We start from the raw sequence: 25,779 nt of genomic DNA, 5'->3' as shown, positions 1-25,779 counted from the left end.
CGATGACGTTCATTCAATCGATTGCGGAGCTTGAAGCCAAATTGTCCGAACCTTCCGAGCAGCTCATCTCCGAGATGGCGTCTATTGAAGGAGACATCATCGTGTTAGGCGTAGGCGGGAAGATGGGTCCTAGCCTAGCCAAACTAGCTGTTCATGCACTGCGCCGTTCAGGCGCTCGCAATAGAGTCATAGGTGTGTCGAGATTCTCAAATGAGGAAACGCGCAGAGATTTGGAGGCCGCAGGCATTGAGACAATCTCATGCGACCTTCTTGATGATCGGCAATTGCAGCAGCTGCCTGATGCTCCCAACATTATCTATATGGCCGGCAATAAATTCGGCACGACGGGCAATGAGAATTTCACATGGGCAATGAACGCTTATTTGCCCGGTAGAGTTGCGGAGAAGTATCGGAATTCGCGTATTGTCGTATTCTCATCTGGGAATGTGTATCCGTTCTCGCCGCCTGGACTCGGCGGCGTCACGGAATCATGCTCGCCGGAGCCTAAAGGGGAGTACGCGCAGTCTTGCTTGGGACGCGAACGTGTGTTTGAATACTTCTCTAAGCTCAACAACATGCCTATGGTTATTTTTCGCTTGAATTACGCGATCGATCTTCGATATGGCGTCCTGCTCGAAATTGCCAAGTCGGTTCTGAACGATCGACCGATTAGGCTCGAGATGGGGCATGCCAATGTGATTTGGCAAGGGGATGCCAACGAGATGGCGCTCCGCTGCTTGGCACTCTGTGAATCGCCGCCGCGCACGATCAATTGTACAGGACCTGAGACCATGTCCATACGCTGGGCAGCGGAAGAGATGGGCAAACGCCTCGGGAAAGAGGCATTATTCGAAGGTACAGAGTCCGATACAGCTCTGCTAAGCAATGCCGGTCAATCCTTTCAATTGTTCGGGTATCCGCGCGTATCGCTGCTGCAGATGATCGATTGGGTTGCGGAATGGGTGCGAGCTGGCGGATATACGCTGAACAAGCCGACACATTTTCAAGAACGAAAGGGGAAGTTCTGATGCGCGGCAAGCAGCTGACAACGGAACAGCTTGAAGCCCTTCATGACGGCCTGGTAATTCCTGCTCATCCCCTTGCTCTGAATCAGTATCGCAAGCTAGATCCGCGGTATCAACGTGCGCTCACTCGATACTATATCGATTCCGGAGCAGGTGGAATTGCCGTTGGCGTGCATTCCACGCAATTCGAGATTCGCGATGCAGACATCGGATTATACGAACCGGTGCTGCGACTTGCAGCCGAGGAAGTAGAGCGGGCGAAGCTGGAACGACCTTTCATTAAGGTGGCAGGCATTTGCGGCGATACTGATCAAGCGTTGAACGAAGCTTTACTTGCCTTAGATCTTGGTTACGATGCCGGGTTGCTCAGCATGGGCGGCCTTGGAAGCTATAGTGAAAGCGATCTATTGAGACGAACGGAACAAGTGGCAGAGCTGATGCCGGTTATTGGGTTTTATCTGCAGCCGTCAGTAGGCGGAAGAGTGCTCAGCTATGCGTTCTGGCAGGCATTCGCGGAAATTCCGAATGTAGTTGCGATTAAGATCGCCCCGTTTAATCGGTATCAAACGATCGATGTCGTCCGTGCCGTATGCAACTCAAGCAGGCGTGATCAAATTGCGCTTTATACCGGTAATGACGATAACATCATCGGCGACCTTCTGACTGTCTATCGTTTTACGATTGACGGGACTCCGGTGGAGAAGAGAATTGTCGGAGGTTTGCTGGGGCATTGGGCGGTCTGGACGAGAAAAGCCGTGGAGCTGCTCGAAGAAGTGAAGCAAGTGCGAGGCAATGCGGCATGGTCTTCCGAGTGGTTGACGCGGAACATCGAAGTGACGGATATGAACGCGGCACTCTTCGACGCTGCCAATCGGTATGCTGGTTGTATCGCCGGTATACACGAGGTGCTGCGCAGACAAGGATTAATGCCGGGGATATGGTGCTTGAATCCTCAGGAGACTTTATCTGATGGTCAAGCGGATGAGCTGACACGAGTTAGCCGCGATTATCCGCTGCGAGTTGACGATGAATTCGTTGCTGAGCATTTAGCGAAGTGGCTGGAAGATTAAGAGCGGCGGCGCAGCATGCAACTGCTGCGCCGCCTATTTAATTAATTGCGTTAAATATTACGAGCTGTACTGTCTCTAATGATAAGCTCGGGTTTCTTAGGAGGCTCGAGCTTAATCGGTATGCCTTCGATCCGCTGCAGCAGCATATCGACCATTTTACCGCTGGCATGTGAAATATCGAAGCTGACACTCGTTATGTTCGGTCGAAGACTGCGATATAGATCAGAAGGGCCAAAGCCAATCATGGAGATGTCCTGCGGTACGCGATAGCCATAGTCGTAGAAATAGTTCAGCGCCGCCACCGTTGTAATCTCGTTCGATATCATAAGCGCCGTAGGTTTCTGGGTTTGGAGAAGCTGGTGTATCCCATTGTAGCTTTCTTCCATTTGGCCGGGAATACGAACGATATATTCATCCTTAAACGGAATTCCATACTCGTTATAAGCTTTCTTAACGCCATTAATTCTCTCGTTGTTGAAGGAAATAACATCACCTTTGATGCTGCCTACAATAAAGCGGATATCCGTATGATTCAAATCAAGCAGATACTTAGCCGCCATGTAGCCGGCTTCAAGATCGTCGGAAGATGTATAATAAATATCCTCAGCATTATTCGAATATTTCATGTTGAATACATAAGGAATACCGGATTCCTCCAGCATAGCGGCCAGGGATTCATTGTTAGAAGGGCTTAATATAATAAAGCCGTCCGCCACTTGACTCTTAATGACATTAAAGAATGTTTCGGAATCCGGATCACTTGCCGTAATAATCAAGATATTGTAGCCCTCGCTGTGTGCCTTCTCGGTCAGCGCTTTAAACAAAGCCTGGAAGCCAGCATTGAAAATCAACTCGCTTATATGCTGCGCGCTGACGACTAGCCCGAGTATGCCGCTTTTGCCGGATTTGAACATACGCGCGGTTTTGCTGGGGATATAACCTAAACTCTTAACGGCTTCAAGAACCCGCTGCCTGGTAATCGGCTTTACGAGACTTGAACCGTTCATAACTCTGGATACGGTGGAGGGCGTCACTTTGGCTTTCTCGGCGACGTCGTGTATGGTTGGCTTCTTGATTTTCCGTTCCTCCTAGCTAGTCCCATGAAATGATAACGATGCCATTCTATTTGGATTGTAAGGGTTTGCGAGCTAAAATGCCAGCGGAAAGTGAATCATCCCATTTCTTGTATTGACAGCGTTCTGCATTCTAGGATAATATTGGCTCGAAAAGGCTTACAACCCCTAATTGATCGCATAAGCGACAAGCGAAGGCAGTGTAAGTTTTTTATTTCAACCAAATTGGCAACGTTGCCAATAATAAGGTCGAAAGTCGCAGAATTCTACTTTCATTCACGATTCATAGGCATCTAGTACTGCAACATCACTGATCCCCATTTATGGCAACGTTAACATTATTCCACATCACTCCTCGAGTGAACCTAGGAGGCTTAAGAAATGAAACTATCATTAGGCTGCGATCATGCGGGATTCCATCTGAAGTCCGCTGTCGCCGCACATCTGGCATCAATCGGCTGTGAGGTCATTGATCATGGCTGCTACACCGCCGACGCCGTTGATTTTCCCGATATTGCAAGATTGGTATGCCAGTCGGTTCTTAAAGGTGAAGCTGAACGCGGAATTATGGTGTGTGGAACAGGTGTTGGAGCAAGTATTGCCGCGAATAAGATTCCGGGTATACGAGCAGCTGTCTGTCATGACTACCATTCCGCGCATCAAAGCGTCGAGCATGATGATGTTAATGTGATGTGCATAGGTGCTCAAATCGTTGGGGAGTGGCTGGTCAAAGACTTGATTTCCTCCTACGTGTCAGCGACATTCAGCACCGAAGAACATTTCCGCAGAAGAGTGGAGAAATTAGCCATTCTTGAACGTGAAGCAGCGATTAAACTACCTGAATAAATTGCGGGAGGTCTGTTCATGCAAAGCGTACTGAAATTATCCCCTACATCAGCTCCGGCGTTGAAATCGCCTTATATTCAGATTGCGAAACCCAAACTGCTGCAAGAAGCAGGCAAGCTATCTTCCCAGGAACAAGCTTACGGGGTGGAGCTGGAGGAGCTTTATCATTTCATTCATCAATCCATATCGAGCGCGCTCCATGAAGCAAAGCAGCAAACCGACTTTAACTACTGGTACAGCAAGGATCGAAATCAGCGCAAGGTAGAAGAGGCGTTGTCTTATATTGATGAGCATTTCCATGAAGATTTTGGCCTAGAGCAAGCTACGGATATCATGCACTGTTCTTCCACCTATCTTAACCGGCTGCTGAAGCAGTACACAGGGAGTACCTTCTACAATCTACTGACGCAGAAGAGAATCGAGCATTCTAAGCATCTGCTCGCGATGGATCTGCAGACGGTATGGGAAATCAGCAGCGAGGTCGGCTACACCAATGTGCATAGCTTCATTCGAGCTTTCAAGCGCAGCGTTGGTGTTACTCCTGGGCACTTCCGGGAAAGCTGTCTCGTACATTCAGGTTAAACCGTTTAAGTGGCGGGCAACGGCCGATCCGAGCAATGACAACGAAGACATGCCGGTTTCGCTCTCTTCAGCCGTGCCGCTTGAGTTACTTATGAGTTGCTAGTTTGTTGAACATATCGATATAGACGAGGCTTCGGTCGATATCGATCGCTTCTTTGTAGAAGTGTCTGGCATCATCGTTGGAATACGTGAAATTCGGATTCAGAATCGGCGTTCTTCGCACGACAGACGGCACCCATTCCTCATTCAACAGCCAAGCGATTGCCGACACATCCCAGAGTACCTTCGACCAACCAGGGCGGTTGAGGCCAAAACGTTCGAACCGTCCATGGAACAGGTCGCTGAAATAGGTACCTAATTTGTTTCGGTCTCGCAAGCAAGCATCAATCTCGTAGGTGGATGTCAGCAGATGGGATGCGACGCTGTGACATGGCAGTACGACTAGCGGAACACCGCTATCATAGATAATGCTGGAAGCGTGATAGTCTTGCGATACATTGAAAATATCTTGCGTTGGCCACCAATAGGAGTTTGGTCCAAGCCAGACTACGACGATTTTCTGGATAATTTCCGGGCATTTGGCGATTGCTGAAGCTACGTTCGTAATGGCACCTATGGCGACAATATAAAGTGGGTCATTTAGATCAGCTTCAAGTGCCAATGCAATGATTTTGTCTACTGCCTCACTTGGAACCGGTTCTTCGCGGCTGCTCATGAATTGTGCAGATCCTCTGTAAACAGGAGGAGGCGATTGCAGGTCCATCAGCTTGTAGATGTTGAAAATCTCGTTATAGCTTTTTTCCATTCCTTCACCCGGACTCGTTGAATTCCAATTGAAGAATGGAGCAGCAGTAACTGCCAACAGGTCGATTTTGTCCGGCGATAATAGCGTGTATGCCAGGGCAAACTGATCATCCACTTCATTGAATGCATCCGTGTCCAGAATCATTTTCACTTTGCCTGTCGGATGGCTCAGTCGCTGCAGCATCGCTGCATGATCAAGCTGATAGTTAGCCCAACTGCTCATTTGATGCACCTCTTTCATTCCATGTTCGGTAGTATGTAAGCTTCGAATTCAGTATAGGGGAGCGACTCGGATTTCGAAATGTTCATATATCAAATGAAGGAACGTTAGATTTCTGTACATCTTGTTCGATAATTGAGCGTGGCTGGTTGAGAACTGTTTATATCATCGGGCATACCCCTTCATTACAATAAAACCATGCAATTACTACTTAGTTGTAGAGCACATTATGAATTCGGGGAGCGAATTAGCCATGAGTGAGCAAGTCTCTTTATTTGACAAATTTTACGGATGCATCGCCGGCGTTCATATCGGTTCCGCAATGGGGGCGCCGGTGGAAGGCTGGGATTTCGATCGGATCGACGCACAGTATGGTATTCTTGAAGATTTGCTGCCCTATGAGCATTTTCATAACGGCTGGGTTCGCGAAGCAGGGACGACAGAGGACGGCGTAGAGCGCCAGAAGCTGATGATCTCCGCGATCATGGAGAAGCAGGACCGCGTCACGGCCGAGGATGTCCGCAATATGTGGATTTCGAGGATCAAGCCGGAATCGGCGGGCATGATCTCTGAGCCTTTCGAGGCCGTACTGCTGGCTATGGCTAAGAGCGGCATTCCAGCCAGGGACATCGGCAAATATTGCGATTATGCGGGGCTAAACAGCTTCTCGCGTTCTTGCCATCCGATCGGATTGATTAACGCCGGCGATATTCCTAATGCCATTCATGATGTGAATGAAGTTGGCCAGCTCTACCAAACAACGAACGGTCGCGGATTGAAATGGGCGACAGTTACGGCAGTTGCAATTGCTTCCGGTACCAAAGCAGGCGCTACCGTTGACAGCGTACTTGGCGCGATCTTCGATCATTGCGATCCGGATGTGGTGGTAAGAGAGTTGGAACGCGAGCTGAAACGGACCGCGAACATTGAGGACTATCGTGAATTTAGGAAGACGCTCTATGAGTCATATAACATTCGAGGTATCCCTTATGAGGTCAGTTATGCGAATGAAGTGGTGACCAAAGCGGTCTGTATCTTCAACAGGACACAAGGAAATGTCAAAGAAGCGATGGTCGCCGCTGTTAACATGGGCCGCGATACGGACTGTGTGACTGCGGTTGCAGCCGGTATATCCGGTGCGTTAACAGGCACGACTACGATTCCGGAGTCATGGATTAAACAAACGGACTATGCAACGACACTGCATGTCGTTACCAATTCCCAGCGCACGATCAAAGAGCATGCGGATGGTTTGTACCAAGCGTATCGTTCGCGATTGCATAAGCTGAAGGCTTATACCGAGCTGATGGGTGCGCTGTAGGTAGTCGTGATTACGAGAATGAGTGAAACAAAAAGGAGCGAGCGACAATGAGTGAAGCAGTCAGCTTACAAGATAAATTCTACGGTTGTATCGCAGGGGCACATGTTGGTGCAGCTCTCGGCGCGCCTGCGCAAGGACTTACTTGGCAGGGCAGCGAGGCTGCGTTCGGTGTCCTAGATCAACTGAAGTCATATGAGAATGGTTGGATCCGCGAAGCAGGAACGACCGGAAGCGGAATCGAGAGGCAGAAGCTGCTCATTACGGCCATCTCAGAGCGACAGGATCGGGTAACAGCCGAGGATGTTCGTGCGATCTGGGTGTCGGATATGGCAATGTCATCGGCTGAGAAGATCATGGAACCCTTTGATATTAGCTTGCTGGCGGTTGCGAATAGCGGTATTCCTGCTCGTGATCTTGGCAAATATTGCGATTATGCAGGGCTTAACAGCTTCGCCGGCTACTGTCATCCGGTCGGGTTAATCAATGCAGGTGATGTGTTGAATGCGATTCGAGATGCTTTCGAGCTTGGTCAACTGTATTACGCATCCAGAAGCTATGGCGTGAAGTGGTCAGGCGTAACCGCTGCCGCGATTGCCTCCGCTACGAAACCCGGCGCAACGATTGACAGCGTAATCCAAGATTTAATCTCCAACTGCGTTTATTCAGACGTAGGTGCTAAGATCGATGGCTACAAGTATGGTTACTTAAGAGATAACGTGGTGGATGAACTCGAATCCGGATTGAAGCTGACGGAAGGCTGCCGCGATTTCCGTGAATTGCGCGAAGCCTTCGATAAGAGCTACCGCGGCTGCGGCGTTCCATACGGCAACAGCTTTGCCAACGAAGTCGTGACCAAAGCCATATGTATAGTAAGAATGGTAAACGCCAATGTGCATGATGCGATTATCGCCGGCGCTAATATGGGCCGAGACAGCGTAAGCGTGGCAGCTCTGGCTGGCGGACTTGCAGGTGCAATCAGCGGTGCAGCAACATTGCCGGAATCCCTCATTCAGCAAGTGGATGATGCCGCCGGCATGAACAACTATACGTGCACTCAGCAGACGATTCGCGAACAAGCGGACGGCGTCTATCAAGCTTTTCAAAGCCGGCTGAGCACGATTAATAAATTAGTTGAAGAAATGCTCGTATAAGAGGTATAGGTTTTACATGTAGCGGACATACTAGCTATTATTGCGTTCATACGGTCAGATGGAAGACATGTTTACCGGATAATTGAATCATAGAGTGAAGTATTGCCTGCAATTTGGCTTAAATCGCCACTGTATATACGCAGTATCAAGAAGCTGAGATCATGGATCCAGCTTCTTTTTTCATGCACGATTGTAGTGGCGTGGAATGATTATCCATTGCTTTTTGGGCTGAGGCTACTTATTATAGAAACTTGTTGTCACAATTAAATAGGTATTACCTCATCAAACTTGATGAGGTAGAGGTCGCGATGTTAAGGAGTACGCCGAGGGAAGTCCAGTATAGACTGAGGATTTCGGGGGAAAGGTGCCATCGCCGAAGCCGTACGGTTTACTGACCGTTCGAGCTGGGGCCGTTTCCGAAAGGGACGGAACTGTCACACGAATTCGCGCCGGCAATACGTGTGTTGAGCTATCTTCAAACAGGAGAGATGAGGGAGTATGGAAGCTGCCTTGTTAGGCAGTTTTTTTGTGTTTCTATGCCATTTTTTCTCATTAAAATATGGAAAACAAGTAAGGGAGCGTACTGAAAGTGAAGGAGCAATTAAACAAAAACAAATTACGCAGAGGCTTGAAATCGCGTCATATGACGATGATTTCACTTGGCGGCTCGATAGGAACAGGGTTGTTTCTGGCCAGTGGCGGAGCGATCCATTCTGCAGGTCCCGGTGGTGCTCTTCTTGCCTACCTGATTATTGGCATCATGGTTTATTTCTTAGTGACTAGTCTGGGCGAAATGGCAACCTATATGCCGGTCTCAGGCACATTCAGTACCTATGCTTCCCGATTCGTTGATCCTTCCTTTGGTTTCGCGCTGGGCTGGAATTACTGGTACAACTGGGCCATAACGATTGCAGCTGAATTGTCTGCGGCCACGATCATCATCAAGTTCTGGCTTCCGGATAGCCCGTCCTTCTTATGGAGCGCGTTGTTCCTAGCGTTAATGGTCGGCCTGAACTTGTTATCGGTTAAAGGTTATGGCGAATCCGAATATTGGTTCGCGATGATTAAGATCGTCACCGTGATCGTGTTTATCGGTATCGGGCTTCTCATGATTGTCGGCATTTGGAGTGGACAAGCAACCGGATTCAGCGATTTTACAACCGGCGATGCGCCTATCTCCGGCGGTTTACTTGCCGTGCTCGGTGTTTGTATGGCGGCGGGTTTCTCGTTCCAAGGCACTGAGCTCGTCGGTGTTGCTGCAGGGGAGTCTGAGAATCCGCGCGTAAACGTTCCTCGTGCGATTCGAAGTGTATTTTGGCGAATCTTATTGTTCTATATTCTTGCCATATTCGTTGTGGGTTTGTTGATTCCATATACGACGGAGTCATTGGCAAGTGACAGTATAAGCGCAAGTCCATTCACGATTATATTCGAGAAAGCGGGCTTAAGCGTAGCAGCTTCTGTGATGAACGCGGTAATTCTCAGCTCTGTGCTTTCCGCCGGCAACTCGGGGATGTATGCTTCCACAAGGATGCTATGGGTTCTCGCGAAGGAAGGTAAAGCGCCAAGATTATTCGCTGCATTAAATAAAAACGGAGTTCCGGTGTATGCGCTGCTTGCAACAGCTGTCATCGGAATGCTTGCTTTTCTTGCTTCCTTCTTCGGTGACGGTCAGGTTTACATCTGGCTGTTGAACGCATCCGGGATGTCAGGCTTTATTGCATGGCTTGGCATTGCCATCAGCCATTATCGCTTCCGGAAAGCGTATCAAGCGCAAGGCAGGAAACTGGCGGACCTGCCATACCGCTCGTTGTGGTTTCCGCTCGGTCCGATTCTGGCAGGCGTCATGTGCATGATCGTCATTTTGGGCCAAAGCATCAGTGCATTCTCCGATGGGCAAGTCGATTGGAAATTCCTTGTTGCATCTTATATTGGCATTCCGTTCTTCTTAGTATTATGGCTCGGTTACAAATGGAAATACAGAACCAAGGTAGTAAAATTGGAAAACTGCGAGCTCGACGCTGCAGTTGAATAGGAAGTTGGTTGGAATCGCCAAAAAGGCGGCAGCGTGAACAGATCAACTGTTTCGCTGCCGCCTTTGTTCAATTCATATTACGCTTTACAGCGGGAATTCGAATAGGCGATTCAATCATGACCGGCTCGGCTTTGGATGGCTTGTTAGGTGGCAGGTCAGGCTCTAACAGCGGTCCGTTATCCACGTTCGAAGCACGTTTCCACTTCTTCACGACACGTTCCATCCCAATGGGGAAGATGGTTAAGTTTCCGCCTTTATCAATATGGATGCGGATGAAGTTCTTCCAGTTGTCGATTTGCATCGCAGAGAAAGCTTCGCCGCTGTGACGACCGAAACCATTCAACGATAGGAGCAAATACAGCCCCATGATGACCGATCCGACGATCCATCCGCCATATGCGATTAATAGTCCGGTCAACACCCATGCACCGAGTCCCCAATCAGAATGGAATGCGGTACGGACCATATAGACGGCCGCGCAGCCGATGAAGAAGGCAGCTGCAGCATGGGATAAACCATGCAGGCAGCCGGCGATCCATTTGTACGTACGCGAATGCGTATCCGTAAACAGCCAGAATCCTCCGATAATGATGAACATCCATATAAAAGCGCCAGGTGTTTGAGCAATTTTGTTGAAGGAGGACGTGACAAGATCCAGATAAGTCGCAGATGCAGGGGGAGCGGTGGTGACGGATAGTACGGAGTTACAGGCTAACACATAGAGAATTGCCGTTACGATTCCGAACATCTGGTTCTTCCAAAGGAACAGCAGATTTCCCCAGGTCAACCGTCTTGATGCGGCAACATCCGGGAAGTCCATCTTTCGTTTAAATTCGATTGGTTTCTCATCCTCGTTCTTATGCGCATAGATGGCTTGATCTTTGAGATCGTGGGTTGGATGTAGGAAGGCGCCGCCACCGCCGGCCGTAATTTTCTCAACTTTGCGGCTATGATCCGCTGTACCGTCGGCTTGGATAGGGATATGCTCGAATCTGCGATAATGATGCAGATCACCGGCGATGAAGATATGTATATCGACCTTGTTCTTATTCAGCATATTTTCAAGGAAGGTTAGATTGTTCTCATTGTAAATCGGATCGAACTTCCCATATTTATGCGCGGAAACCCAGTAAGGCTCGGCATTGCACAGAATAACGCGATCACCGGCTTGCATTTGCGCAGCGATTTGTTCGAAATAGCGCACCTGCTGCCCGTCGATGTCCGAATTCAGCTGAACATCGGTTCCCAGGAGCCACCAGCCATGAGGGAGCTTCAAGGCAAAATAACTCTTCTGCTGCGGTGCGTGCCAGCCATTGAACCATTTGCGCGAAGTGAAAATCCGCGAGAACGAAATTAAGCCGTCATACCAGTCATGGTTACCCGGGACGGCGAATACCTGCGGGTGCGGATCTGCCGTATATCCTTGCGCGAGATAATAAGGTGTAATCAGCCTGTTCATATATTCGTCTCGGTTTGCGGTAGGGTAAACCTGGTCGCCGCCAAAGATCAGCACATCTCCGCGTTTTGTCGTCACGATCTTCCCGGTTTCAGGATCAACCAGCAGCAATTCCGGACGAGTGGCATGATACGCAATGGAGTATGTCGAATTAAACCCATCGCCCAGATCACTGATGTAATCAATCCAAATTTCATCGCGAGAGTGGTCCGGATCCGTCAAGTAGAAGCCATCCTGATCCACTTTATAGTTCCCCGATTCATCATGTGCGAATTGCTTGGAGTAATCGTTCAGTTGCTCTTCTTTCTGGTTGAATGCCTCAATTAATCGAAAGTCCGAATAGAGCCCGAAGATGGTCGAGAGGACCGTCTTCATGCCTGTCACGACTAATTGTTTCGGATTAAACCATTCGACCATTCTAGGTCGTGTATTGGGATCCGCAATCATTTTCTCTGCCAGCTGCTGAACCTTGCTCTTGACCATGGGCTTCTCCTTTCAGCATACCTAAGTAGAACTATTATTCCATAATTCTGCTGCAAATCACGTCGAATTCCGTCCGCAGCCGATATTCTCGCCACACAACGAACAAGCCTGCCTTATGTTCGGGCAGGCTTGTTCGATCATTAGCTGAAGCGTTGCAAAACTAAATAACCACTGATACTCGATGTGCTTTTGCGAAACACGATTTTGAAGCCGATGTCGTTGTCTAATAAGCAGTTTAAGGCATTAATAAGCAACGCACCTTCTTGCAAGTTAGCACGGCATGGATAGGCAGAGCCAATTACACGAGAAGCGAGAATTCTGCGTGGTGATCCGCTTACCAACGGGTTTCTCGACCAACTAATAAGAATTAAGTCAGGCTGTTGAGTAGCTTGAATACGAACCATACTGATCACCTACTTCTATTCCGTCGTTACTCTATTAAATGAGAAACGGGATGAAATGGTGATAGATTAAGAGAAAGAATACGAATGATAGCGAAGTGAATTCCGGACGCTGGTCCAACTGTCGCGGCTCTCACCGCCCAAATACCAGTACCCATAGCCGGCAATGGAATACGATTCGCCTAAGCCGATTTTATTGGAGAGGGAACGTCCGTCTTCCAGCCATATTCGGTTCAGGACATGAGCATTATTGGGTTCCGAGTATGCGGCAAAATATTGGCCGAGCCGCTCATCCCACGATATCGTTGCATGGTTGGATATGACTAGGTTATTTTGACGAATGAGCGAGATGTCCTCGGATAGGACGCCTCCACCGGTCATATCTGATTTCCAAAGCCGGGTATATAATGACAACGCAAGTATGACTTTATTGGAAGGCACCTTCTCTAATAAAGCCTCTATGCCTGCTCTGAGCCAAGGCAAGGAAGAGACAGATCCGGCTACCGGAGCTCCGCCCCAATGCTCATCATAGCCCATAAGAAGGACATAATCAGCAAGCTCACCAAGTGCGTTATAATCGAACACTTCCGTCCAGTCGTAGCCGAAATCAGGGGAGACGTTAACAGAGATCGTCGCCTTCGTTGCAAGTTTCAGTGCTTTCACGAAAGAAGTGAATGCGTCACGATCCTGCGGCATCATATTCTCGAAGTCGATATTTAACCCATCGATATTGAACCGTTGCACACGATCCGTTAATTGTTTAATAAAAGCTTGTCGCTGAGTCAGATCCGATAGCAACGTATGAGTAGCCGCTTGATCGGAGTGATTACCAACCATTGCCCACAGCTTCTTGCCGTGCTCATGTGTCCAAGTAAGCAAGCTCGCATCCATTTGATCTTCTAACGCGCCGTTCTTGCCGATAAAAAACCAACGCGGCGATAACGTATTTACGGTTGATTGAACGACTTGCTGTTCAAATTGCTGCGTGGATTGCCCATATTGCCATCCCAGTTGAATCTTAGGTAGAGGAGCGGCTGTTATTTGCTTAGACCAATCCTCATTCTTCCACACGCGGTCCATCAGCACAGCGGCTTCTTGCCTTGTTATGGATTCCTTCGGTCGTAACTTTCCCTCATTGCCGGTTATCAATCCTAATTGGGACAGATGAATGACTGCAGGCAGCGCCCATTCACTGATATCGTCTTGATCATCGTATAAAGCAGGAATAACGGTGCTTTCCGCCTGATTTAATGCTCGATTCATAATGACGGCCGCTTCTTCGCGCGACACCGGGCGAACCGGTTCGAACATTTGGTTTGCGTTTCCTTGCGCGATACCAAGCTGCAAGGCCGGTTGCACCCACTGGTAATACCAGGCTGATCGTGACACATCCTTGAAAGAAGGAATTTCGCTTGCTACGGGCTTGATCCCTAACAGACGATCGATCAACGTGATAAATTCGGCACGTGTAATTCCTTTATCGGGCTCGAAGCGCCTCTCACCGGTTCCGTTCATTATTCCAAGCTGCGTCATGTTCAGAATCGACTCTCTGGCGAAGTTGAATTTAAGATCGTCGTAAGGCAATCGAGGCACAGATGCAGCAGCTGATAACGGTACCTGGTTGGTGAAGCAGATAAGACAGAATAAACCTATGCTTGCAGCCATCGCTCGCAAGAGGATGGGCGTATGATGTTTCATAGCTATAAACTCACTTTCCGATTGTAATAGAGTGGCGAATGTGACATCTCTATATCGTAATCAATCGGAACAAGAATACCTATCCTAAATTATTGGAAAGAGCCTGACTGTAGAAACACCCAAGCCTTCCTCATCCTTATTGAATACGGTGTAATACATCAATTCTATAACCTGAGGGGATGAATATGTCGCGATATGTAGGAAGCAAATGGACGAAAACAGTTGCTATACGCAAACAACCTTTTCTCGCTCAATACGTGCCGGAAACCTCGCGAATGACTAAGCAATCGCTTAGAAGACAATTGCTGAAGTATCGCATGGTCTATGTGAAACCTGAATTCGGCATGCACGGTAATGGCGTTATGCGCGTAGAGCAGTTGGATCAGGGTTATCGCTACCAACTCGGCAACACGATCAGAACCTACGAAGAGTTTGACTCCTTATATAGAGGCATTACATCAGCGAAACGAAGAGGGCGTTATCTTGTTCAGAAGGGAATCCATCTCCTAAAGCATAATGGAAGAAGATTCGATCTTCGGGTCATGACGCAATACACGCCAAAGAAGCAATGGGTTACCACGGGGATCATCGGCAGAGTTGCAGCCAAACGCAAGATTGTTACAAATTATCATAGCGGCGGTCAAATTCTTACGGCTGAGAAGCTGCTCCATTCTCATACCGAGAGGGTGCAGACTAAGCTCGAACTGCTGTCGAAGCTAGGTGTTGCAGCGGGGCAGGCGATGGGCCGTTCATTTCCGGGTGTTCGCATGATTGGGCTGGATGTTGCCTTAGATCAATCGCTCAATCCGTGGGTGCTTGAAGTAAATACTTCTCCGGATCCTCATATTTTCAGAAAACATCCGAATAAGCAAATCTATCGAAGCATTATGAAGCTGATCAGAAAGAATGCCAGATAACCGCGTTGTTCAGAAGCCGTGGCAACGCGGCTTTTGCTGTCTCACAATTAGCATAAACAAACAAAAATCAAACATGTAATCCAAAACATTTTTAATACTTTGTTCTTATCATAAGATAAGGTGTGATCCATAATAAGAGTGAATAGAAATACACCATGATAGGAGGATAAGACACTGAAGATAATCGGATGTTTTCATGCACACTATTCCAATATCGCTCATATCGAGAATGCACTTAAACCTTATGAAGCAGAGCTGGTGCACTTCGTAGATCCCGGACTGGATCGCATCAAGAACGATGCTTCTTTCACCAAACAACTGGCTGAGAAGAAAGTGATTGAAACGCTTGAGTGGATTTCCGGCTGTCATGTGGATGCGATATTAATCACATGCACCTATTTTACTTCCATCATGCAAGATGAGATGAACCGTTTGCCAATCCCGGTTATCAAGATCGATGAACCGTTATTCCGGGATCTCTCCAATCAGGACAAGCCGATAGTGTTCGTTTTTACGAATCCGAATACGGTTGAGGGGACGATGAGTCAGTTCCGACAATACACGGATAGTAGGGGGATAAGCGTTCAGGCTGAATCCAGATTGATTTCAAATACCTTCGAGCTGATCATGCAGGGTAAAACAAAAGAGTACATCAGCGAGGTTTCTACGGGGCTCCTCAACATCGCGAAGGAACAACCTGATGCCAAGATCGTAGCTGCACAACTCTCTATGGTGCCAGCCGCGAGATATGCCGAGAGTTTGCTGAATGCCGAGATTGGACATGCACTGGCTTCATTGTCCAGCCATTTGGAGCAAATCCTGCAGTTAAATAAGCGTGAAATGTGATTGGAGCTAAACCAAACATAATTCTAATACTTTTCTCAATAAAGGAGTGTCATTCGAGTGCTAAATTCCAGCTCAGAGCTTCTAGACAACAGTTCGGATGAAGTATTAGTCGAGAATCAGAAGCAATACGTAAGTGAACTGCGTGAACGGTTGTCTGTCTTGAGAAATCTGTCCGAACTTGCGGATGACATGATTTGTTTCGAGAAAGCCAGACAAATCTATCGGATTGTCCATTCGATCAAAGGAAGCGCTCCAATATTAGGTTTCGACAGAATCGGCAGCATGGCCGCGAATATGATCAGTGAGTGGGAATGGACGCAAGAGGAAGGGAATGAGCCTGAGCGGCAGGTTTCTCTTCAGCTTCAGTTCGTCGAAAGCGCACGTGTACTGGATAAATTTCTCCCGGAACTGGAACAAGAATTAGAGAGCCATACAAGTGGTATCAGACCAAGTAACGTCCAAGCATCTAATCGAAACATGGACAGCGACATACAGCTGGCTAAACGTATCTTAATCATTGAGGATGATAATATTCTGCGCGGATACCTGGCTCGAAAACTCTTCTTGGATGGGTATCAGGTCGATGAAGCTTCTAACGTAGAGGATGCGATTTCGCTGCTGCGAAACCATCACTATCAGCTCATTACGCTTGACTTAATGATGTATCCGAAGAGCGGCTACGACATATTCGAAATTCTCAAAGAAGATATGATGATTCGATGGATTCCGATGATTGTATTATCCGGCCGCGATGATATTCGGGATAAGTTACGCTGTTTTCAAATGGGAGCGGATGATTATGTCGTCAAACCGTTTCATTATGATGAGCTGTGCGCACGTATTAGAAGATTGATTGAGCGTAACCAAGAGTATAACTTCATGGCCTTTCACGATCCGCTTACAGGTCTCTTCAATCGGCGGTACATGGACAAACAAATTCAGCTCGAGCTCGCCCGGGTCAATCGCTATCCTTCACCAATTACAATGATCCTCCTGGACATCGATTATTTCAAAATGATCAACGATAATTTCGGCCATCAAATCGGTGATGTGGTGCTGCAGAGCTTTAGCAATATTCTGACGAGCCAGCTTCGTAAATCAGATATGATCGCTAGGTGGGGCGGTGAAGAATTTATGATTCTGATGCCCGGCACGCGAGATGCAGAGGCTGTTTCCTTAGTAGAATCCGTCCTTACCCATGTCCGCGAAAATCCGATCTTTGACGATCATACGAGGAATATCTTTATTACATTCTCGGCAGGCGTTGTACAGTGGAGGCCGCAGAGCAGCGTTACCGTCTGGACTCGCCATGCTGATTTTGCTCTCTATAAAGCGAAGCGCACAGGAAGAAACCGCGTCGTTAAATCGTCCCTCCGTAAAACAGTCGCGAAGAAGATCCTGGTCGTGGAAGATGATCGTGTACTAAGACGAATGATCGTGGAATTGGTAAACGGCTGCTCCGAACAAGTGCTGGAAGCCACTAATGGACTCGAAGCTTATGAGTTGTTGACTAAAGAAGATATGGATTTATGTATATTGGATTTCAACATGCCGCATCTCGATGGTTTGGCGATGCTTAGACGAGTGAATCAAGAGGGGATTGTATCGAAGCGAACGAAATTTTTGATGGTTTCCGGCAATGAGAGCCATGATAATATTAAGACTGCCCTAACATTAGGCGCAAACGGTTACATTACGAAGCCATTTACATTTCCTGAATTGAAGAAGAAGGTCTTGTCCTTGTTACAGCAGCGATAATAGATAATTCGGAGGATAACAGAATGAACACAGCCATTACCGTATTAAGAAGAGTGCCGACACTGTCGGAATACAAACATTTATGTCAGGAAGTAGGTTGGAACGACTACATGAACTTCGATGTAGCGGAAGAATCATTAAGCCGTTCCTTATTCGGCGTTGTCATAGAAGACCAAGGTAAACCCATTGGCATGGGAAGAGTAGTAGGAGATGGTCGCATTTATTTCTACATTCAAGATATTGTAGTGCTGCCTGGCTACCAGAACCAAGGAATCGGTAAGATGATTATGGAAACGATCAAACAATTTCTGGAGGAACATGCCCCTGAGAAAGCGTTTGTCGGCTTGTTTGCTTCACAAGGCAAAGAATCGTTCTACACCAAATACGGATTTCAGAACCATGACGGCATGACCGGGATGTTCGGCGTCATTCATAATGGCAGATTGAGCTAGTCTTTGTAAATCGTACCGCTGCTGATGACTTTCGTTGTTTCATGGTTTCGTTGAACCCAGAACACGATCGAGAAGATCACGATACATACGAAGGCAAGCATAAAGTTGTATAGAAACATCCTACGCATGCCAACCGCTTCGCTTGCGATTCCACCGGCTAAGCTTCCGATAATACGGGCAACGCCTAGCGTCAATAATCCGTTCAAGGTTTGACCGCTCGCTTTGAGCTCATTCGGTACTTCCTTATTGATGACATTCGCCATGGTGACGGACAATACGATAAAGATCAATCCGTGAAGCGCTTGCGTCGGCAATAGCCAGATAGGATCATGAATGCTCGAGAACAGGTACCACCGAAGCGCGGCGGCTACGCCTGCTCCAAGCAAGATATGCGAGGTTTGAATACGCCGGAAGATTTGTTTAGACATTAACAGGAATGGCACTTCGCTCAAGGAAGAGATCACCATCGACCATCCAAGCCAGGCGCTGTCGCCGCCCATCTCTTTGAAATACAGCGGGAAGAACGCATAATAATAGCCCAGTGTAATTTGAAAAACAAAGTTAGCGCTTAAGTACAGCATTAATTTCCGATTACGGAATAAGACCCAAAGCGGCATTTTGCGATTTCGGGCTTGATGGCCTTCGATCTTCGGAAACCGCAGTGCAAGTAAGAAGCAGCAGGCAAGGATAATGGCATAGACGCCAAACAGCCAGTCAATTCGTTTCTGTGCGATGAGTCCAAATACGATCGACATGATGGCAAAACCGAACGTCCCGCCCATGCGAATGAGGCTGAAATTCCCTTTACCACGCTTATCCAGTGTTTCCAATGTAACCGCATCGGTTAACGCAAATATCGGGGATTGAAAGAAGGTAAAGATACAGATAAATACAAGTAAAAAGACGAAATGATTGGATAGCGGATACAGCAGTACGGTAAGACCGGTACCCACGATCAGGAATAGCAGGACGCTGTTCTTCGTCTTGGCTCGGTCACTGAACAGCCCCCATACTGGCTGAGCGAGGATCGCAACCAGCGGACCGAGTCCGAGCAAGGTGCCAATCTGTGATTGTGTGAATCCGATGTGCTGAAAGTAAAGGGGAATAAATGTACCATACACGGCATTGGCCATGTAGAAGAATACGTAGAAAAAGACGAAATAAGTAAGATTGATCGGCATGGTGTACCTTCCTTTGTTAACGGCTTTAAGTGGTCTCGCACTTGTAGTACTTCCTCGTAAGGCGGTCGATTCCTGCAAGCGAACTCTGCCGGACGATAACGAAAACCAAGGCTGCCGGAATGGCAGCCTTGGTTTATTTGGATTAAATATGCGAGAACTTCGCGAATTTCTTGCGATACAGCTTCTCCAGACCGACGGAGATGAGATGGAAGCCGAGAATATAGATGATGTAGAGGGCAAGCGGAATGAACAGAATCCATTGGTAAATGAACAGATTATTTCGGGCTTGGCCGATAAGTCCGCTCCATTCATTCGTTCGGCTCACAAATTGAATAGGATCGAAATACTGGGTCGTACCGCCAACGAAAATATTGAAGATCGCCAGCTGCCCGAACAATCCCAATATAAGCACGACTTCTTGGACGAACAAGATGACGAAGCTTTCCTTCATGTGCGGGAAAATGTGAGTTCGGATTATCGTCGCGTGATTTGCGCCGATTGACTTGGCCGACAGCACGAATTGGCGTTCTTTCACGATCATCGTTTTCTCTTTCATGGTTGAAGCTACGGACGGAATGCCGACAACGGTTAAGACAACGGCAATGATTAACGACATATAGAGGGGAGAAGTCGCCGGATTCATGGTAATGCCGATCATGATCATCCAAACGATAATGAAGATCGGAATCCCGTTCAATACATTCCAGATGGGAAACGACTTGGTACCAGGTCGTTTCTCTTTCCCCATGTAGCCAAGGAACAGCCCGATCAGTCCACCAAGGAATACACGAGCTAGCGCCACTGCGAGTGACAGAAAGATCGTATATTTGGAGCCCGCAAGCAGTTTCGCCATCATATCGTAGCCGTCTTTATCGGTTCCGAAGAGAAAATTATCGTTCGGCGCTGCAGGAGGCACATAGAGAGTGCTGTTTCCATCGGCATCGACGACATAATCGGTTTCGAAATGATCATTAAGATCATGAGGTGCGAAATATTGTCCGAATAGCGAGGCTGCGATCATGATCAAGGTGATGAGCAGACCGGCCAGTAATGTTTTATTCATCGTACAAACACCTTCTCCCAGCCGAATACGACTACCTTGAGCAGCGCGTAGATGATGGCATACAGAAGCAGAAGCGTGATGATTCCGTTCACGACAAGACTGTATTGGTAGCCTCCATATGCAAACGCGTTAGAGAAAACAAGCAGCGTAACGCCATTTAGATTGTATAAATATTCGAAAATGAATAGATTACCGAATAAGATGCCCATGAACTTGTGCAAATCGGCTTTGACGAAAGGGAGCACATTCGGAAGGGCATGATAGAACACAATGTAGGTTTTCCCGAGCCCGCGTGCCTTTGCAAAATTAATATAATCTTCGGTAAGCGTGTGGCTCATATGCAACGCGACATTTCGAATCATATAAATGGCTGGTATAATGATCGTAGAGATCAAGGGAAGCGCAACCGCCGGATCATCGGTTGAGAAGCTTGCCACTTGGAAGATGACTAGTCCGGTTTCAGAAGCGATAAATACGATTAGAAATTGAAGCAGGAGCACGATGACGAAATCCGGAAATACACTCGTTAACTCCAAGATGCGTTTCAGCCAAACGACACGTGAGACTGCAAAATAAACGCCAAGAATGATGCCAAGCGTCATGCCGACAACTGCCCCGATAATCATGTACGTGAAGGTAACGGAGAAGCTGCTGCCGATCTGTTCCCAGAACGATAATTCGGTTTTGCCGGATAAGTATTGAAAGGAGTTTCCGCTCCATAGACCGTCAACGTAGCTGTGAATACTGGAGAAACCTTTCGCCCAGTGGAAGTGAAGCGAACTGTCCAAGCGGTCTGGCACAAGCACGGCAGGGAACATGGCGAAGAGAAGAACGAACAGCAAAATACCGGGAATAACTAATGATAGTTGAACTGTTTTTGACATACAGTTATCGCTTCCTTTCTAATAGATTTCCACCTAGGATCATTTTATAAAGTATAGCTGCTTGTGCAATAATTACAAGACTTGACGAAATGCGACAATTCCCAACGTCTTGATGCGTAAATGTTTACATATGATTGTTAAATTTAGGTGAAGGCATTGGCGATTCGATTGGTGAGGAACGCATTGCAAGTGCTGTCCGATCTTTGTGTACAATAGAGGGTAAGTATTATAGAAGAGAAGACGTCGGTTCGATGGCGAATATAAGATGGAGGTACGAAAATGACTGAACCTACAGCAACACCACAAGTGGGATGGAATTTTGATAATAGCTATGCTCGTTTGCCGGAGTCGTTCTTTAAGCGTCATAGCCCAAGCTCGGTACATGCGCCGGAGCTCGTCATTCTGAATGAGCGGCTGGCAACGTCGCTTGGATTGCATGTTGACGCGCTGCGAACAGATGACAGTACTGCCGTATTTGGCGGAAACGAGATTCCGGATGGCGCATTGCCGTTGGCACAAGCCTATGCCGGTCATCAATTCGGCCATTTCACGATGCTCGGCGATGGGCGAGCAATTCTGCTTGGCGAACAGATTACGCCTTCGGGCGATCGTGTAGATATTCAATTGAAAGGACCCGGCAGAACGCCGTATTCGCGCCGTGGTGACGGGCGGGCGGCGCTGGGTCCGATGCTGCGCGAATACATCATTAGTGAAGCCATGCATGCGCTGGGGATTCCAACTACGCGCAGCCTTGCGGTCGTCACAACCGGTGAACCGGTTTACCGTGAAACGGAGCTTCCCGGGGCTGTGCTGACTCGCGTGGCTGCGAGTCATATTCGTGTCGGCACGTTCCAATATGCAGCGAATTGGTGCACGCTTGACGATTTATGCACACTGGCGGATTACACGCTGGAGCGTCATTACCCCGAAGCCGCGGAAGAAGGCGCCGATAACCGTTATCTTGCACTGTTGAAAGCCGTCATATCGAAGCAAGCTGAGCTTATTGCGAAGTGGCAGCTCGTTGGCTTCATTCACGGCGTTATGAATACCGACAACATGGCATTAAGTGGTGAGACCATCGATTACGGTCCTTGTGCATTCATGGATGCTTATGATCCGTCGACGGTATTCAGCTCGATTGATTCACAGGGGCGTTACGCGTACGGGAATCAGCCCAAGATTGCAGCTTGGAATCTGGCTCGTTTTGCGGAAACATTGCTCCCTCTCCTGCACGAAACCGAATCCGAAGCCGTTAATCTGGCAGAGGACGCAATCGCAGAATTCGCAACGTTATTCCAATCGCATTGGTTAACGGGGATGAGAGCGAAGCTGGGCATCGTCAATGAAGAGCCGGAGGATGAGGCGCTTATCGAAGAGTTATTGACCATGATGCATATGCATCGTGCCGATTATACGAATACGTTCCTGTCCCTAACAGAAGATAAGCCGGAAGAGATCGCTATGTTCGACACGGAGGGATTTACGGAGTGGCTTGAGAAATGGCAATCCAGACTTGGACGGCAGCCGCTTACGAGGGAAGAATCGAAACAGATTATGCGGAGCCGGAATCCGGTTATTATTCCGCGCAACCACCGCGTCGAGGAAGCGCTCGATGCAGCCGTTCATCAAGGCGATTATAGCGTCATGGAACGATTGCTGGCAGCGATCACGAATCCGTTCGAGCAAACGGCCGAGCATGCTGATTATTGCGCAGCGCCTGCGATATCCTCACAGCCATATCGAACCTATTGCGGAACCTAATCCGTAGAAGATGGTCGGAAGAGCCAATAGCTTGGCTCTTTTTTTTTGTCTATTTTTAAGGATAATAATGGTTTACAAAACGGCATCGCAGGTTTATGATCGGATTTCAGAGGGTCAAATCTAGCATGTCGGAGGCGATAGACAGTGAACGATAAGGAACGCTATTTATTTGATCTACAGGGATATTTGGTTGTGAAGAACGTATTAACGGCCGATCAGCTTGAGCGGATGAACCAAGTTGTTGATGACCGTCTCTCACAGCCGGAAGATTCCATACTGCAATGGGGCGAAGATTTCCGAGCATTGATTGATGATGCTAAGCTCAATCCGCATCTAAACGAAATTCTTGGCGAGCATTACAGACTCGATCACGAATATGCCATTATCCATCGTAAAGGTGCACCTCAGCTCGGGCTTCATGGCGGAGCTACGCCCTATGATCCCGGTCAATATTACACCTTCCGCAATAATCAAATGTTTAGCGGGCTCACCGTTGTTTCTTACGCCTTGACGGATATTGGAGAGGATGACGGGGGATTCAGCTGCATCCCGGGAAGTCATAAATCCAATTACCGAACGCCTAAGGAATACCTGGATTATTCGGAAATCGGGCCAACGGTGCATGTGGCTCAGAAAGCCGGCGATGTTCTGATATTTTCGGAAGCGCTTACGCACGGGACGTTCGCCTGGAAAGCAGAGCATGAACGCAGGTCGCTGCTGTACAAGTTTGCGCCGGAGATGATTTCATGGAGCCAGCATAATCGCGATCAGAGCTTCGTGGATTCGCTGCCTGAAGCGCAGCGGAGAAGATTGCTGCCGCCGGCATCGCCGGGTCATCGGCATTATGGCTATTAATCAATAGGATCCATGGTGATAGAGAGGATGAATCGAGTGACAGCTGTCGTAACGCCGTTGCCTAGGTGGAAGAGTATTCCTTTTACAAGCGTAGAGATTAAGGATGCCTTCTGGCGTCCGCGCTTGGAAGTCTTGAAGAACGTGACGGTTCGTACCAGCTTGGATCAATGTGAAGCTACAGGGCGCATCTCTAATTTCGCTAAAGCCGGCGGCTTGATGGAAGGCGAACACGAGGGTATGTATTACAATGACTCCGACTTATATAAAGTAATTGAAGGGGCGGCCTACGCCTTGATGCTGGAGCGGGACCCGGAATTGGAAGCTGAGCTTGATCGTATCATTGCTCTCATTCAAGCTGCTCAGGAGCCGGATGGTTATTTGACGACCTATTATACGCTGCGTACTTCAGAGCGCAAATGGTCCGATATGGAGAAACATGAAATGTATAACGGCGGGCATCTGATTGAAGCGGCCGTCGCGTATTACGAATCGACAGGCAAGAGAGTGCTGCTCGATGTTGCTTGCCGTATGGCGGATCATTACGACAGCCTATTTGGACGTGGCAAACGTCATTGGGTGGAGGGGCATGAAGAAATTGAGCTTGCCCTCGTGAAGCTATATCGCGTTACGCAAGAAGAGCGTTATTGGAAGCTTGCGCTATGGTTATTGGAAGAGCGGGGACATGGCCATGGGCACGGGGCCATCTGGGACAAACCGGATTGGGGACCGGCTTACTGCCAAGACGATGTTCCCGTGCGAGATATCGAGAAAGTAACTGGACATGCTGTTCGTGCGATGTATTTGTATACGGCGATGGCGGACGTTGTGCACGCTTCAGGCGACCCGGCTTACGTAGGCGCTCTGCACCGGGTTTGGTCGCATACCGTGGAGCGCAACATGTATCTTACCGGAGGCATCGGGCCATCGGTGCATAATGAAGGCTTTACGCATGATTATGATCTCCCGAATGAATCGGCTTATTGCGAGACCTGTGCGGCGATTGCGATGGCTTTCTGGAATAATCGGATGAACCTGCTATTCGGCGATGCCAAATATGCAGATCTGGTGGAGAGAGAGTTATATAACGGCGCATTGTCGGGTATATCGCTGTCCGGGGATAAATTCTTCTACGTAAATCCGCTAGCCTCCAAAGGCGAGCATCACCGGGTAGAATGGTTCCACACCTCCTGCTGTCCGACGAACCTCGTTCGTTTTCTGCCTTCCATTGGTCAGTATACGTATGCGAGCACGAATGACGGAATTGTAGTGAATCAATATATGAGCGGCGATGCGGTTATCAACTTTGGCGAGAGTGAAGGCGATGGCCATGGGCAGCAAGTGAAGCTGCGACAAACAACGAATTATCCGTGGTCGGGGTCCATTGCAATTACGGTGGAGCCGGAACAAGAAGAGGAGTTTGTCATTCGTCTTCGTCTGCCTGATTGGTGTAGAGGGTACAGCTTGCGTATTGGTGGGGAGAAAGTGCAGGCTCTGCCCATTAGGGGATATCTCGAGGTCAAACGGAACTGGACTGCCGGAGACGTCATCGTGCTTGAACTGGATATGCCGGTTGAGATCGTACGAGCAAGATCCGAAGTTGAAGAGAATCGAGGCCGGGTTGCCTTGCAGCGAGGGCCGATTGTATACTGTTTGGAAGAAGTAGACAATGCGAATCTGGCATTTGACGATGGTAGCATCACCGATCGGGATGCCATCTATGTTGATCACGAGCTCGAATTGCTAGGCGGTATTACTGTGCTGACCGTAAGCAGCAGAGAGGCCGGAGGAACGCCGCTTCGGTTCATCCCTTATTATGCATGGGACAACAGAGAGGCCGGTTACATGCAAGTTTGGATTCGCGAGAAGGACACTACGCACTTATATCGGTATTAATGGA

The 25,779-nt window shown here is 48.3% G+C and carries 21 protein-coding genes and 1 riboswitch; of the genes, 14 read left to right on the top strand and 7 right to left on the bottom strand.

Features of this window, described 5'->3' with window-relative positions; all coding sequences use genetic code 11:
- Positions 1–2: 2 nt before the first annotated feature.
- A complete protein-coding gene (locus tag BLW29_RS02370; protein ID WP_371264662.1) occupies positions 3–1,028 on the top strand; it encodes an NAD-dependent epimerase/dehydratase family protein in 1,026 nt (341 codons plus the stop codon).
- Entirely contained in the window at positions 1,028–2,095 is a 1,068-nt protein-coding gene (locus BLW29_RS02365) for a dihydrodipicolinate synthase family protein (protein ID WP_090975823.1), read from the top strand. Before BLW29_RS02370 ends, BLW29_RS02365 begins: the two co-directional genes overlap by 1 nt.
- Before the next feature lie 50 nt (positions 2,096–2,145).
- Here the strand turns inward: BLW29_RS02365 and BLW29_RS02360 are convergent, their stop codons facing one another.
- Entirely contained in the window at positions 2,146–3,156 is a 1,011-nt protein-coding gene (locus BLW29_RS02360; RefSeq protein ID WP_256208376.1) for a LacI family DNA-binding transcriptional regulator, read from the bottom strand.
- Positions 3,157–3,549: 393 nt separating this feature from the next.
- Here BLW29_RS02360 and rpiB point away from each other — a divergent pair, with 393 nt between their 5' ends.
- A complete protein-coding gene (rpiB, locus tag BLW29_RS02355; RefSeq protein ID WP_090975819.1) occupies positions 3,550–4,014 on the top strand; it encodes a ribose 5-phosphate isomerase B in 465 nt (154 codons plus the stop codon).
- Between the two features lie 18 nt (positions 4,015–4,032).
- On the top strand, positions 4,033–4,596 hold the full coding sequence (locus BLW29_RS02350; protein WP_090975816.1) for a helix-turn-helix domain-containing protein: 564 nt from the start codon (positions 4,033–4,035) through the stop codon (positions 4,594–4,596).
- A gap of 85 nt (positions 4,597–4,681) precedes the next feature.
- On the opposite strand, the gene BLW29_RS02345 is transcribed toward BLW29_RS02350, so the two are convergent.
- The gene (locus BLW29_RS02345) at positions 4,682–5,623 is read right to left on the bottom strand and encodes a nucleoside hydrolase (RefSeq protein WP_177186449.1); all 942 of its coding nucleotides are present in this window, start codon (positions 5,621–5,623) and stop codon (positions 4,682–4,684) included.
- A gap of 250 nt (positions 5,624–5,873) precedes the next feature.
- Here BLW29_RS02345 and BLW29_RS02340 point away from each other — a divergent pair, with 250 nt between their 5' ends.
- From BLW29_RS02340 to BLW29_RS02330, 3 genes are all read left to right on the top strand, one after another.
- A complete protein-coding gene (locus BLW29_RS02340; RefSeq protein WP_177186448.1) occupies positions 5,874–6,941 on the top strand; it encodes an ADP-ribosylglycohydrolase family protein in 1,068 nt (355 codons plus the stop codon).
- Positions 6,942–6,988: 47 nt separating this feature from the next.
- The gene (locus BLW29_RS02335; protein ID WP_090975810.1) at positions 6,989–8,092 is read left to right on the top strand and encodes an ADP-ribosylglycohydrolase family protein; all 1,104 of its coding nucleotides are present in this window, start codon (positions 6,989–6,991) and stop codon (positions 8,090–8,092) included.
- 289 nt (positions 8,093–8,381) lie between these two features.
- Positions 8,382–8,572, top strand: a riboswitch (Lysine riboswitch).
- Between the two features lie 163 nt (positions 8,573–8,735).
- Positions 8,736–10,127, top strand: coding sequence for an amino acid permease (locus BLW29_RS02330; protein WP_090977041.1), 1,392 nt, complete (start codon positions 8,736–8,738; stop codon positions 10,125–10,127).
- 67 nt (positions 10,128–10,194) lie between these two features.
- Here the strand turns inward: BLW29_RS02330 and BLW29_RS02325 are convergent, their stop codons facing one another.
- Together BLW29_RS02325 and BLW29_RS02315 are read right to left on the bottom strand one after the other, a co-directional pair.
- Positions 10,195–12,066: a metallophosphoesterase gene (locus BLW29_RS02325; protein WP_090975808.1), complete on the bottom strand. Its 1,872-nt coding sequence runs from the start codon at positions 12,064–12,066 to the stop codon at positions 10,195–10,197.
- 470 nt (positions 12,067–12,536) lie between these two features.
- Positions 12,537–14,165 carry an S-layer homology domain-containing protein gene (locus tag BLW29_RS02315; RefSeq protein ID WP_090975805.1) on the bottom strand — a complete coding sequence of 543 codons (1,629 nt, stop codon included), beginning with the start codon at positions 14,163–14,165 and terminating at the stop codon, positions 12,537–12,539.
- Positions 14,166–14,350: 185 nt separating this feature from the next.
- Between BLW29_RS02315 and BLW29_RS02310 the strand changes: the two genes are divergently transcribed.
- The 4 genes from BLW29_RS02310 (at position 14,351) to BLW29_RS02295 (ending at position 18,138) form a co-directional block, all read left to right on the top strand.
- Positions 14,351–15,082: a YheC/YheD family protein gene (locus tag BLW29_RS02310; protein ID WP_256208263.1), complete on the top strand. Its 732-nt coding sequence runs from the start codon at positions 14,351–14,353 to the stop codon at positions 15,080–15,082.
- Between the two features lie 258 nt (positions 15,083–15,340).
- On the top strand, positions 15,341–15,928 hold the full coding sequence (locus BLW29_RS02305; RefSeq protein WP_256208262.1) for a hypothetical protein: 588 nt from the start codon (positions 15,341–15,343) through the stop codon (positions 15,926–15,928).
- Positions 15,929–15,985: 57 nt separating this feature from the next.
- Positions 15,986–17,686 carry a diguanylate cyclase gene (locus BLW29_RS02300; protein ID WP_090975798.1) on the top strand — a complete coding sequence of 567 codons (1,701 nt, stop codon included), beginning with the start codon at positions 15,986–15,988 and terminating at the stop codon, positions 17,684–17,686.
- A 23-nt stretch (positions 17,687–17,709) separates the two neighbouring features.
- The gene (locus tag BLW29_RS02295; protein WP_090975796.1) at positions 17,710–18,138 is read left to right on the top strand and encodes a GNAT family N-acetyltransferase; all 429 of its coding nucleotides are present in this window, start codon (positions 17,710–17,712) and stop codon (positions 18,136–18,138) included.
- Here the strand turns inward: BLW29_RS02295 and BLW29_RS02290 are convergent.
- The 3 genes from BLW29_RS02290 to BLW29_RS02280 form a co-directional block, all read right to left on the bottom strand.
- The gene (locus BLW29_RS02290) at positions 18,135–19,319 is read right to left on the bottom strand and encodes an MFS transporter (RefSeq protein ID WP_090975794.1); all 1,185 of its coding nucleotides are present in this window, start codon (positions 19,317–19,319) and stop codon (positions 18,135–18,137) included. The genes BLW29_RS02295 and BLW29_RS02290 overlap by 4 nt on opposite strands.
- Before the next feature lie 142 nt (positions 19,320–19,461).
- Positions 19,462–20,382 carry an ABC transporter permease subunit gene (locus tag BLW29_RS02285; RefSeq protein WP_090975792.1) on the bottom strand — a complete coding sequence of 307 codons (921 nt, stop codon included), beginning with the start codon at positions 20,380–20,382 and terminating at the stop codon, positions 19,462–19,464.
- Positions 20,379–21,266, bottom strand: coding sequence for an ABC transporter permease subunit (locus tag BLW29_RS02280; RefSeq protein WP_090975790.1), 888 nt, complete (start codon positions 21,264–21,266; stop codon positions 20,379–20,381). The genes BLW29_RS02285 and BLW29_RS02280 overlap by 4 nt, the downstream gene beginning before the upstream one ends.
- A 279-nt stretch (positions 21,267–21,545) precedes the next feature.
- Here BLW29_RS02280 and BLW29_RS02275 point away from each other — a divergent pair, with 279 nt between their 5' ends.
- From BLW29_RS02275 to BLW29_RS02265, 3 genes are all read left to right on the top strand, one after another.
- Positions 21,546–23,027: a protein adenylyltransferase SelO gene (locus BLW29_RS02275; protein WP_090975788.1), complete on the top strand. Its 1,482-nt coding sequence runs from the start codon at positions 21,546–21,548 to the stop codon at positions 23,025–23,027.
- A 144-nt stretch (positions 23,028–23,171) separates the two neighbouring features.
- Entirely contained in the window at positions 23,172–23,882 is a 711-nt protein-coding gene (locus tag BLW29_RS02270; protein WP_090975786.1) for a phytanoyl-CoA dioxygenase family protein, read from the top strand.
- Between the two features lie 27 nt (positions 23,883–23,909).
- Positions 23,910–25,775: a glycoside hydrolase family 127 protein gene (locus BLW29_RS02265; RefSeq protein WP_090975784.1), complete on the top strand. Its 1,866-nt coding sequence runs from the start codon at positions 23,910–23,912 to the stop codon at positions 25,773–25,775.
- The last annotated feature ends 4 nt before the right edge of the window (positions 25,776–25,779 follow it).

This window comes from Paenibacillus sp. CF384 (assembly GCF_900106745.1).
Taxonomy (GTDB): domain Bacteria; phylum Bacillota; class Bacilli; order Paenibacillales; family Paenibacillaceae; genus Paenibacillus_Z.
Note: the sequence above shows the minus strand (reverse complement) of the source record. Positions and strands in the feature narration are given on the sequence as shown.

Bases quoted from the DNA above. Each gene is read 5' to 3' on its own strand.
- BLW29_RS02275 (WP_090975788.1), top strand. From the start codon at position 21,546: ATGACTGAACCTACAGCAACACCACAAGTGGGATGGAATTTTGATAAT.
- BLW29_RS02335 (WP_090975810.1), top strand. From the start codon at position 6,989: ATGAGTGAAGCAGTCAGCTTACAAGATAAATTCTACGGTTGTATCGCA.
- BLW29_RS02345 (WP_177186449.1), bottom strand. From the start codon at position 5,623: ATGAGCAGTTGGGCTAACTATCAGCTTGATCATGCAGCGATGCTGCAG.
- BLW29_RS02330 (WP_090977041.1), top strand. From the start codon at position 8,736: ATGACGATGATTTCACTTGGCGGCTCGATAGGAACAGGGTTGTTTCTG.
- BLW29_RS02340 (WP_177186448.1), top strand. From the start codon at position 5,874: ATGAGTGAGCAAGTCTCTTTATTTGACAAATTTTACGGATGCATCGCC.
- BLW29_RS02370 (WP_371264662.1), top strand. From the start codon at position 3: ATGACGTTCATTCAATCGATTGCGGAGCTTGAAGCCAAATTGTCCGAA.
- BLW29_RS02280 (WP_090975790.1), bottom strand. From the start codon at position 21,266: ATGTCAAAAACAGTTCAACTATCATTAGTTATTCCCGGTATTTTGCTG.
- BLW29_RS02290 (WP_090975794.1), bottom strand. From the start codon at position 19,319: ATGCCGATCAATCTTACTTATTTCGTCTTTTTCTACGTATTCTTCTAC.
- BLW29_RS02325 (WP_090975808.1), bottom strand. From the start codon at position 12,066: ATGGTCAAGAGCAAGGTTCAGCAGCTGGCAGAGAAAATGATTGCGGAT.
- rpiB (WP_090975819.1), top strand. From the start codon at position 3,550: ATGAAACTATCATTAGGCTGCGATCATGCGGGATTCCATCTGAAGTCC.
- BLW29_RS02365 (WP_090975823.1), top strand. From the start codon at position 1,028: ATGCGCGGCAAGCAGCTGACAACGGAACAGCTTGAAGCCCTTCATGAC.
- BLW29_RS02350 (WP_090975816.1), top strand. From the start codon at position 4,033: ATGCAAAGCGTACTGAAATTATCCCCTACATCAGCTCCGGCGTTGAAA.
- BLW29_RS02310 (WP_256208263.1), top strand. From the start codon at position 14,351: ATGTCGCGATATGTAGGAAGCAAATGGACGAAAACAGTTGCTATACGC.
- BLW29_RS02265 (WP_090975784.1), top strand. From the start codon at position 23,910: ATGAATCGAGTGACAGCTGTCGTAACGCCGTTGCCTAGGTGGAAGAGT.
- BLW29_RS02285 (WP_090975792.1), bottom strand. From the start codon at position 20,382: ATGAATAAAACATTACTGGCCGGTCTGCTCATCACCTTGATCATGATC.
- BLW29_RS02315 (WP_090975805.1), bottom strand. From the start codon at position 14,165: ATGAAACATCATACGCCCATCCTCTTGCGAGCGATGGCTGCAAGCATA.
- BLW29_RS02295 (WP_090975796.1), top strand. From the start codon at position 17,710: ATGAACACAGCCATTACCGTATTAAGAAGAGTGCCGACACTGTCGGAA.